3 protein-coding genes are annotated in these 10790 nt (G+C 73.5%); 2 read left to right on the top strand and 1 reads right to left on the bottom strand.

All coding sequences use genetic code 11. The annotated features are described in order from the left end of the window. Positions 1 to 78: 78 nt before the first annotated feature. Together ACFO60_RS30265 and ACFO60_RS30260 are read left to right on the top strand one after the other, a co-directional pair. The gene (locus ACFO60_RS30265) at positions 79 to 8163 is read left to right on the top strand and encodes an SDR family NAD(P)-dependent oxidoreductase (RefSeq protein ID WP_380846948.1); all 8085 of its coding nucleotides are present in this window, start codon (positions 79 to 81) and stop codon (positions 8161 to 8163) included. A 171-nt stretch (positions 8164 to 8334) separates the two neighbouring features. Beyond that, positions 8335 to 9768, top strand: a complete 1434-nt coding sequence (locus ACFO60_RS30260) for a WS/DGAT/MGAT family O-acyltransferase (RefSeq protein ID WP_380846945.1) — start codon at positions 8335 to 8337, stop codon at positions 9766 to 9768. Positions 9769 to 9907: 139 nt separating this feature from the next. On the opposite strand, the gene ACFO60_RS30255 is transcribed toward ACFO60_RS30260, so the two are convergent. After that, the gene (locus ACFO60_RS30255; protein ID WP_380846942.1) at positions 9908 to 10783 is read right to left on the bottom strand and encodes a DUF3037 domain-containing protein; all 876 of its coding nucleotides are present in this window, start codon (positions 10781 to 10783) and stop codon (positions 9908 to 9910) included. Between the last annotated feature and the right edge of the window lie 7 nt (positions 10784 to 10790).

Below are 10790 nucleotides of genomic sequence, written 5' to 3'. Positions count from 1 at the left end.
GCCCCCTTTCCACCTTCGGCCAAGCCGTCGGCTTCCCTGGCCGAGCCCTCTTCGCCTTCGGCTGAGCCGACGGCTTCCTTGACCGAGTCGGCTTCCGACTCCCCGCCGCCGGAGGCCGGTGAGGCGTTCTCCGGGGGCGCGGAGAAGGCACGGCGGGGGATCGCGTGCGTGCTGTCCGGACGGACCGCGGGCGCGCTGTCCGCCCAGGCGGACCGGCTGCGCGCTCACGTCGAGGAACATCCGCAAGCCGCTCTGGTGGACCTCGGGTACTCGCTGGCGGCCACCCGGACCGCGTTCGAGCATCGCGCCGTCCTGGTGGTTCCCGACCGCGAAGCCCTGCTCGCCGCGCTCCGGGCACTCGCGGACGGCGCGGTGCCGTCGGCGGCCGGGCGTCGGCCGGTGTCCGCAGGCGAGGTCGCGGAGCCGGGACAGCGCGTCGCCTTCCTGTTCGCGGGAGGGGATGACCTGCCGTCGGGCGTGTGCCGGGAGCTGTACAGGGACCTCCCCATTTTCGCGGCGGCCTTCGACGAGGTGTGCCGGCACCTGGACGCCGCCATGCCCGGCCGCGGCGAACGACCCCTGCGCGAAGTTCTCCTGGCCGACCCACCAGTTCCAGATGCGCTCCCCCCGGAGCCGCCGAACCCGGGCGTCCTCCCTCCGGGGTCAGCAGAACCGGTCGTCGTCCTGCCTGGATCGCCAGGGGCTGGCGTGCTCCTTCCGGGGTCACGAGAGCCGGACGTGGTCCTCGCGGGGCACTCAGAGCCGGGAGTGGTCCTCGCGGGGCAGTCAGAGGCGGACGCGGTCCCCGCGGGGCCGTCGGAGGTGGGCGTGGTCCTCGCAGGGTCGGCAGAGGCCGCTATGCCGGATCGGTCGGCTTCGTATGCCGACGCGTCGGCGTTCGCGCTGCAGGTCGCGCTCTGCGAAGTGATGGAGGCGTTCGGTGTCCGCCCCGGCCTGCTGGCGGGCGATTCGGCCGGTGAGCCCGCCGCCGCGTACGCCGCGGGGGTGCTCTCCCTGGCGGACGCCGCCGCGCTCGTGGCGATGCCCGGACGGCCGAGCGCCCGCGCGCCGCGCGAGGTGGGACTGGACGCGCCGCGCGTTCCCTTGTGGTCGTCGCGTGCCGGAGGCTTCGTCACACCGGAACAGGCGCGCGACCCGGAGTTCTGGGCCGGCCCGCCGCCGGGCCCGGCGCGGTCGGCGGCGACCGCCGCGCTGGTGGCCGCGGGTGCCACGCTGGTCGCCGAGCCGGCCGGCGGGCGTGCACCGGTCATCGTGGCTCCCGCCGGCACGACGGCCCGTGACACCGGCAGAGTGGCCGGCGGCCCGCCCCAAGGAGCGGTCCTCACCGCGACCGCCACCGCGTCCGCGGCGGAGGCGGTGCTCGGGGCGCTGGCCGAGATGTACGTGCGCGGCGTCCCCGTCGATTGGCGGGCCGCGTTCACAGGCCTCGGCGCGCGTCGGGTCCCGCTCCCCACCTATGCCTTCCAGCGCGGCCGCCATTGGCTCGACACCAAAGGCCGTGAAGGACACCGGTCGGTGGCACGCCCCGCCCAGGCGACGCCATCTGGACGACCCGCAGCGGATGAGGCGTTGTCCGTGAGGCCGGCGGCGGATGTGGCCTTGTCCGCCGGCGGTCCAGCGGTGGGTGTGGGGTCGTCTGAAGTGTCGGCGGGGGCGGCGGGAGTAGCGGGGGTGTCTGGAGGGCCGGAGGGGGGACTGGTCGGGGTTGTGCTGGAGCACGCGGCCGCCGTCCTCGGGTACGAGGATCCCGGTGAGGTCGACCTGGGTCGCACGTTCGCGGACCTCGGCTTCGACTCACTCATGAGCGAGGAGTTCCTCGAACGGCTCGGCGAGGCGACACGGTGCCACCTCCCCAGCACGGTGATCTTCGACTGCCCGACGCCACTCGCGGTGGCCCGCCACCTGAGCACCCTGGTCCCCGGCGCGGAAGGCAAGCCGGCCCCCGGCGCGGCAGGCACGCTGGACGCGTCCGGAAGGGACGGCGCGTCGGAGGAGCCGGGCGGGCAGGATGCCTCCGGTGTGGTGCGCGCCGCTGACGCGCCGGACGTGCCGCAGCGGATGCGGGCCGCCCTGGCCCGGCGGGAGGAGCCGATCGCCATCGTCGGTATGGCGTGCGCCTACCCCGGTGGCGTGTCCACACCGGACGACCTGTGGCGGCTCGTCGCGTCGGGCACGGACGCGATCGGCGACCTGCCCGGCGACCGCGGCTGGGACACTGAGGACCTCTACGACCCCGACCCCGACCGGCCGGGGAAGTCCTCCACCCGCCAGGGAGGCTTCCTCTACGACGCCGCCCTCTTCGACGCGTCGTTCTTCGGCATCTCCCCACGCGAGGCGCTGGCCATGGACCCGCAGCAACGGCTGCTCCTGGCGACCGCGTGGGAGGCGTTCGAGAACGCCGGGATCGACCCGGCGTCGGTGAAAGGCTCCCGGACGGCCGTCTTCGCCGGGGTCATGCACCACGACTACGCCCCTCGCGTGCACACCGTCCCCGACGGCGTCGAAGGGCTCATGGTGACCGGCAACACCTCCGCGGTGGTGTCCGGCAGGCTGGCCTACGTGTTCGGCCTCCGCGGGCCCGCCGTGACCGTGGACACCGCGTGCTCGTCGTCTCTGGTGGCGCTGCATCTGGCGGCGCGGTCGCTGCGTGAGGGGGAGTGCTCGCTGGCGCTGGCCGGCGGCGTCTCCGTCATGGCGACCCCCGAGATGTTCGTCGAGTTCTCCCGGCTGCGCGGGCTGGCGCCGGACGGCAGGTGCAAGTCGTTCGCGGCGGCGGCCGACGGCACCGCCTGGGCGGAGGGCTCCGGCCTGGTCGTTCTGGAACGGTTGCGCGACGCGCGGCGCAACGGTCACCGGGTGCTCGCGCTGGTCCGCGGATCGGCGGTCAACCAGGACGGGGCGTCCAACGGGCTGTCCGCGCCGCATGGTCCCGCGCAGGAACAGGTGATCCGCGAAGCGCTCCGCGACGCCGGGCTCGTCCCCGAGGACGTCGACGCGGTCGAGGGGCACGGCACGGGCACCACGCTCGGCGACCCCATCGAGGCCGGAGCCCTGCTCGCCACCTACGGGCAGGCCCGGCCGGCGGACCGGCCTCTCCTGCTCGGGTCGATGAAGTCCAACATCGGGCACGCCCAGGCGGCGGCCGGCGTCGGCGGAGTGATCAAGATGGTGCTCGCCATGCGTCACGGGCTGCTGCCCAAGATCCTGCACCTGGACGAGCCCACTCGCCACGTGGACTGGAGCAGCGGTCACGTCGTGCCGCTCGCCGAGAACGCCCCCTGGCCCGAGACCGGCAGGCCCCGCCGGTCGGCCGTCTCGTCCTTCGGCATCAGCGGCACGAACGCGCACGTCATCCTCGAGCAACCCCCCGCCCCCGAGCCCGTCGTCCCCGGCCCACCCGCTTCGGAGCGACGCGCTGCCGAGCCATCCACCTCTGAGCCGTCCGCCTCCGAGCCCGTCGTCCCCGGCCCGCCTGCTTTGGACCGACGCGCGGCCGAGTCGTCCGTCTTCGAACCCGCCCACCCCGAGTCGGCTGCCGAGCTCGTCGTCCCCGAGCCCGAAGACCCTGGACGTGTGGTCGTCCGGCGCGGAGCCGCCGAGGAGGTCCTCGATGCCCGGGTTCTGCCGTGGGTGCTCTCGGGCGCAGGGGAGCAGGCCCTGCGTGACCAGGCGTCCCGGCTGCGGGACCGCCTTCGCGGCGAGCCCGCCCTGCGCGCCGCCGACGTCGGGTTCACCCTGGCCCGCAGGGCCGTGTTCGGCCACCGGGCGGTCGTCGTGGGCGCTGACAAGGACGAGTTGCTGCGCGGCCTGGACGCGGTGGTCTCCGGCACGCCCGCGGCGGGCGTCCACCGTGGGCGCGTGCGCACGGGCGGTCGTTCGGTCATGGTCTTCCCCGGGCAGGGCACGCAGTGGACCGGGATGGCCGTGGAGCTCGGCCATGCCGTCCCTGTCTTCGCCCGGCGGATGGAGGAGTGCGGCCGGGCGCTCGAACCGTTCGTGGACTGGTCCCTGCCCGACGTGCTCGACGACGAGGCCGCGCTGGAGCGGGTCGAGGTGGTGCAACCCGCACTGTGGGCGGTGATGGTGTCGCTCGCGGCGGCGTGGCGCGCGTACGGGGTCGAACCCGCCGCCGTCGTGGGCCACTCGCAAGGCGAGATCGCGGCGGCGACGGTCGCGGGCGCACTGTCCCTGGCGGACGGCGCCCGGGTGGTGGCCATGCGCGCCAAGCTGCTTCGCGCCCTGTCCGGCAGCGGCGGCATGATGTCGGCGGCCCTGTCACGTGCGGACGCCGAGCGGTGGATCGAGCCCTGGGCCGGTCGGCTGGGCATCGCCGCGGACAACGGCCCCGCCTCGACGGTGGTCTCCGGGGAGCCGCCCGCGCTGGAGGAACTCGCCTGCGCGCTCGACGAGGCCGGCGTACGGATCCGGCGCCTCCCGGTCGGGTACGCCTCCCACTCGCCGCACGTCGAGCGGCTGCGCGAGCGGCTTCTCGAGGCGCTCGCGCCCGTCACGCCGCGCTCGGGCGGCATCCCGTTCCACTCCGCGCTGACCGGCGGCCCTATCGACGGCGCCGAGCTGGACGCCGGCTACTGGTACCGCAACCTGCGCCATCCGGTGGAGTTCAACGCGGCCGTAAGCGGCCTCGTGGCCCGGGGGCAGCGGCTGTTCATCGAGTCGGGCCCGCATCCGGTGCTCACCATGGACGTGCAGCGCATCCTGGACGAGGCCGCCGGCGACGAGGCGGGGGCCGCGCTCGGCACCCTGCGGCGAGGCGACGGGGGGCTCGGGCGTTTCCTGCGGTCCGCCGCGGACGCCCACGTCCGCGGCGTGGACGTCAGGTGGGACGAGGCGTTCCCGGACGGCCGGCATGTCGACCTGCCGGCATACGCGTTCCAGCGCGAGCGGTTCTGGATGGAACCGGCCGTCCGGGACGCCGCTTCGCCGGGATCGCTCGGGCTGCGGGCCGCGGATCACCCGCTGCTGGGCGCCGTGGTCTCGCCGGCCGACGACGACCGTCTGATGCTCACCGCGCGGATCTCCCGGCGCACTCATCCTTGGCTCGCCGACCATGCCGTCCACGGCACGGTCGTGTTCCCGGGGGCCGGTTTCGCCGAACTCGCGCTGCACGCGGCGCGGCGGGCGGGATGCGACCGGGTCGACGACCTCGTCCTGGAAAGGCCTCTGGTGCTGCCGGAGTGGGGCGGCGTCCATCTCCAGGTCCTCGTGGGCGCCCCGGATCAGTCCGGCGGGCGCACGGTGGCGGTGTACGCGCGTCCGTCGGAGGACTCGGCCGAGCCCGGCGAGCAGACACCATGGACCCGGCACGCCACGGCCTCCGTACCGGCACCATCGGCCGACATCGCCTCAGGGGCCCCCTCGGCCGGTACCTCGCGCGATCCCTCGACCGGAGTTGCGGGAGATCCCCTGACCGGCACTTTGTGCGAGCCGTCGGCCGGCACCATGTGCGACCCCTCGGCGGGAGTCTCGGGGGACCCTCTGACCGGCACTTTGTGCGAGCCGTCGGCCGGTGGCATGTGCGAGCCCTCGCCCGGAGTCTCGGGGGAGCGCTCGGCTGGCGTCTCGGGAGTCCTCTCAGCCGGCACCTGGTGCGAGCCCCCGGCCGGTGGCTCGGGTGAGCGCTTGGCAGTGGTCTCGTCGGGCACCCCGGGGGACGGGGCTTCGTGGGCGTCCGGCGCCGGGAACGCGTGGCCGCCGCCGGGCGCGGAAGAGGTCCCGCTGGACGAGGTGTACGAGCGCCTCGCCGGCATCGGATACGAGTACGGTCCGGCGTTCCAGGGCCTGCGCGCCCTGTGGCGGCTCGGCGAGGTCCGGTACGCGGAGGTGGCCCTGCCGGCCGAACTCCACGACGAGGCCCCGCGCTTCGGCGTCCATCCGGTGCTGCTCGACTCCACCCTCCACCCTCTCCTGGTGGACCTCCTCGACGCCGCTCCGGACCTGGCGCGGGCCGTTCGGCTGCCCTTCTCGTGGGCGGGGGTGCGTCTGCACGGAACGGGCGCCACGGAGTTGCGCGTGCGCCTGGCCCCGGCCGAGGGGGACGCGGTGGCGCTGGCCCTCGCCGCCATGACCGGCGGCCTGGTCGCCGAGGTCGAAGCGCTGACGCTGCGGGAGCTCTCTCCTGAGGCGGACATCGCACGCCACGAGCACCGCCGTTCCCTGTTCCGCGTGCGCTGGACCGCGGTGCCGGCCTCCGCGCCCGCCCCCGCCCGCTGGGCGGTGCTCCACGCAGGCCTGCCGAGCCCGGACCCCCGACCGGCAGGCGGTTCCGGTCTGGACCCGCGGTCGGAAAGCGACTCCGGTCCGGACCCGCGGTCGGAAAGCGACTCCGGTCCGGACTCGCGGTCGGAGAAGGGCCCCGGCCTGGGCGTCCGTGGTGCGGAGGGCGGGAGCCGGGTCGCCGGGGCGGCTGTACGGCTGGGGCTGGACGCGGCGGTTCCGATCCATCCGGACCTCGATTCGCTGCGGGCGGCGATCCGGGCCGGCGCGCCGGTGCCGGATCTCGTCGCCGTCTCCTGGCCGCCCGCCGGGGACGCGGGGACCGACCCGCCGGCTCTGCTCCGCCGCGTCACCGGACACGTCCTCGAACTGCTCCAGCGCTGGCAGGCCGACGAGACGTTCGCCGCGTCGAGGCTGGTCGTCCTCACCGAGGGCGCGATCCCCGCCGGCGACGACGAGGACGTTCCGGCGCTGCACGGCGCGGCGGTGTGGGGACTGGTCCGGACGGCGCAGTCCGAGAGTCCGGGCCGTTTCGTGATCGTCGACCTCGACGGCTCGGCCGCGTCCGCGGGCCTCCTGCGGGCCGCGGCCGGGACCGGCGAACCACAGCTCGCCGTGCGCCATGGCCGGCTCCTCGCCCCGCGCCTGGTCAGAGCGTCCCCTGAGTCGGGGCCGCAGGGGGACGGAGCCGCGACGGGCGGCAGGGCGGCGATCGGGGCGACCGGGACCGTGATGATCACGGGCGGCGCTGGGGCGCTGGCCGCGTCGGTCGCGCGGCATCTGGTCCGGGCGCACGGGGTGAGGCGTCTTCTCCTCGTCAGCCGTTCAGGACGGGACGGGCACGGGGCCGCGGAGCTGGAGGCCGAGCTGACCGGCCTCGGCGCGCACGTGCTCCACGTGGCCTGCGACGTCGCCGACCGGCGGCGGCTCGCCGGGCTGCTGGCGGACATCCCGGCCGAGCGTCCGCTCACTGCGGTGGTCCACGCGGCGGGGGTCCTCGCCGACGGCACGGTGGAGTCGCTCGATCCGGAGCGGCTAGACGCCGTCCTGCGGCCGAAGGCGGACGGCGCCTGGAACCTGCACGTGCTGACCCAGCATCTCGATCTGTCGGCGTTCGTGCTGTTCTCCTCCGTGGCGGGGATCGTGGGGAATCCGGGCCAGGCGAACTACGCCGCCGCGAACACCTTCCTCGACGCGCTGGCGCACCACCGCAGGGCGCGAGGGCTGCCCGCCACGTCACTGGCGTGGGGACTGTGGGAACTGGACACCGGCATGACCGCGCACCTCGGCCCGGCCGACCGGGCACGGATGGCGCGCGGCGGCCTGGTGCCGCTGCCCACGGACGTGGGCCTCGCGCTCTTCGACGCCGCGTTCGAGCTCGGCTCGCCGCTGCTCGTTCCCGCCCGGCTGGATCTCACGGCCCTGCGCCGGGGGACGGCGTCCGGCAGGCGGTCGCCCCTGTTCACGACCCTGCTCGGCGCCGTCCCTCGCACGCCGCGTACGCCGCGTACGGCGTCCCCGTCGTCCCACCGCGCGGCCCCGGCGACGGTGAGGGACGAGAACGCGCTGAGGGAGCTGGTCCGCGCGACCGTGGCGGCGGTGCTCGGGCATTCCACGGCGCACCAGATCGACCTCGGCCGGGCGTTCCGCGAGCTGGGCGTCGACTCGCTGACCGCGCTGGAACTGCGCAACCGGCTGACCGAGGCCACGGGGGTGCGACTGGCCGCCACGGCGGTGTTCGACCACCCCAGTCCGGACGCGTTGGCACGGCACCTGTCCGGACGGCTCTGGGGCCCGCGCGATCCCGAGGCGCTCGCCGCGCCGGCCGACCTGGAGGTGGCCGCCGCCTCCGACAGCGAGCTGTTCGAGATCATCGACGACATCCTCCGTCACGCCGACGACGGCTGACGCGCGAGCGGCGCGCGCGGCGCGCGCGGCGTGGGGGGCGCCGGGGCGCGGGCTCGGGCGCCCCCCCATCGGCGAGCGGCCGCCGCACCTGGAGGGCCAGCGTTCCGGTGGGAGTGCCGGGCTGATAGAACGGAGACGGCCCGCATCCGCCCGGCCCGAGGAGGTGGCCCCGTGCGGCAGCTGAGCGCCCTTGACGCACAGTTCCTGGCTTTCGAGACCGACACCAACGTCGCCAACGTCGCCGGCCTGTCGATCCTCGAAGGCCCGATCAGCCGAGACGAGCTTCTCGACCTGGTCGAGGAGCGATCGGCGCTGGTCCCGCCATTGCGGCAGCGCATCATGCAGGTGCCGTTCAACCTCGACCACCCTTACTGGGTGCAGGACGACACGCTCGACCTGGACTACCACGTGCGCGAGCTGGCCCTGCCGCCCCCTGGCACCGATCGGCAGCTCGCCGCGCAGGTGGCCCGGCTGCACGCCCGCCGTCTCGACCGGCGCCACCCGCTGTGGGAGATGTACGTCATCCACGGCCTCCAGGGTGGCCGCACCGCCCTGTACACCAAGCTGCACCACGCCGCCATCGACGGCCTCGGCGGCGCGGACGTGCTGGCCGCCTTCATGGACCTCGAACCCCACCCCAGGCCCCGGCCCCGCGAGGCCGTCGCAGAGCCCGATCTCGCCCCCGAGATGGCGCAGATGCTGCTCAGGACCGGCGCCCGGCTGGCCGCCAACCCGGCGCACCTGCTCAGGTTCCTCGCCGAGGCGATGCCCTACCTGGACGAGATCCCGCTGCTCTCCCGCCTGCCCGGCGCCGTCGCCGTCTCCCGGGCCACCCGGTGGCTGGCACGCGAGCTGAAGATCTCCGACGGCCGCGAGGTCCCCCAACTGCCGAAGCTGGCCGTGCCGCGCACGCCGTTCAACGGACCGGTCTCCGCCCACCGCCGCTTCGCCTTCGTCGAACTGCCGCTCGACGAGGTGAAGAAGGTCAAGAACCTCTTCGGCGTCACCGTCAACGACGTCGTCCTGACACTGGCCGCCACGGCGGTGCGCCGCTGGCTGATCGACCAGGACGCGCTGCCCGAGGGCCCGCTGGTCGCCGGCGTGCCGTTCTCGCTGCGCGGTGTGGAGGGCGCCGAGACGGGCAACCAGGTCACCCTCATGATCACCTCGCTGGACACGCAGATCGCCGACCCGCGCGAGCGGCTGTACGCCGTGCGCGACTCGATGCAGCGCATCAAGGATCGCTTCAGCCTGTCGCCGGCACGCTGGCTGCGCCATCTGAGCGAGAGCATGCCCGCCGCGCTCACGGGCCTCGCCGACCGGGCGGCCTTCGGCCTGGTCGCCCAGACCTCGCCGCCGGTCAACCTGCTGATCTCCAACGTCCCCGGCCCGCAGCTCCCGCTCTACGTGTGCGGCCGGCGCCTGCTCGCGCAGTACCCGGTGTCGGTGGTCACCGACGCCAGCGGCGGCCTCAACATCACCGCCTTCTCCTACAACGGCCAGGTCGCCGTCGGCATCATCGCCGACCGCGCCATGGTCCCCGACGTCTGGAAACTCACCACCCACCTCCGCGAAGCCCTCGACGAACTCATGACCTTCACCTGAGCGACCCCCGCCCGCCCGGCGGGGCCTGCGACCGAGCGCATCGAGGAGAGAGCCCACCGCACCCGACAGCGCCACGTGACCGCCATAGTCGTGCGCGGGCTGGGTCTCCTACATCCTCAACTCAGCTCCGAGACCTGAGTCAGGCCAGTCCGCGGACGAGGCTGGCCGCTCGGGCACTGACAGCGCCGACGTCTTCAACGGGATGGATTTCGGCGCCGATTGCCTGGAAAACCTGTTCCGCCTCCTCGTACGCCGTGTCCTGTTGAGGCGTCTCGGGCGTTGCGATAACGACTTGCAGGTCCACATCAGAGCCGACTTCACTGACTCGACCTCGCGCGTCGACCACTTTGGCCTCATCGCCGCGACGTAGGCGCTCCAACGCGAATCCCCACGCCTTGACCTGTGTGAGCAGTCTTTCCGATCCCGTGACGCGGAAAGACCACCCTTGGGCCAGTTGCAGAACTTCACCGTTGGCGACAGCGATATCTACAGTGGAATGCAACCTGTCGCCGATGAACACGTCCGATTTGGGACGTAGCAGGTGTGCCGGTATGTCCGCGCGCGCATACGCCCTGCGTAGATCCTGAACTACTCGATCTTTGCCGACGGTGACCTGTCGAGGCTGTGATGCCGGATCGATGATCATATGGTCGAAAATGATATCCAGAGCGGCTTCGGCATGGGCGGCGACGATGGGGGCAGGGGGGCTGAGCTGTGCGATGTTTCGATGATCATGATGTAGCTTCAGCAGCCAGTCGTCGCCAAGTGCATGACTTGTCTCGGTTTCCAGTGCCTCGCGCGCTTCACCGATCTCGCTACTCATGCGGGCCAGGAACCGGTCTGTCACATCGATCGCCGGTGGCGGCGCGAACTTTTTGATCCGGTCGGTATTGCTCAGGCGCCGCACGGCCCAGTCTCCTGTTGCGGGATCCCCGGCCACGGCGCCGACGTTCACGAACTCTCCGGTACGCGGATCAGGAAGACAGCGAACGATCGAGTAGATGTATCTGCCCAATGGATCT

Source organism: Sphaerisporangium dianthi (genome assembly GCF_042654065.1).
Taxonomy (GTDB): Bacteria; Actinomycetota; Actinomycetes; order Streptosporangiales; family Streptosporangiaceae; genus Sphaerisporangium; species Sphaerisporangium dianthi.
This window is presented reverse-complemented; position numbering and strand designations above follow the sequence as displayed.